General features: G+C 69.7%; 1 protein-coding gene. It reads right to left on the bottom strand.

What is annotated here, in order from left to right; translation table 11 throughout:
- On the bottom strand, nt 1–208 hold a 208-nt coding region (locus QWY28_RS24885), incomplete at both ends, for a DUF2252 family protein (protein WP_300955440.1).

Genomic DNA, 208 nt, shown 5'->3' with positions numbered 1-208 from the left:
ACGGTGCGGTGTCCCTCGTGCTCGAAGTAGCCGTCCACGGCCGCCGTGTCCACGAACCGGCTCACCGCCGGCACGTTGGCCTGCTTCATCGACAGCACCACGTCGTTGTCGAGGGCCGCGCTGTAGCCCTCGACGAGCAGGTTGTACGCCGGCAGGCCGGCCGAGCCGATGCCGAACCCGGACTTCCCGACGACGTCGCGCAGCTCGT

The sequence above is a fragment of the Nocardioides oceani genome (assembly GCF_030412965.1).
GTDB lineage: Bacteria > Actinomycetota > Actinomycetes > Propionibacteriales > Nocardioidaceae > Nocardioides > Nocardioides oceani.
Note: the sequence above shows the minus strand (reverse complement) of the source record. Positions and strands in the feature narration are given on the sequence as shown.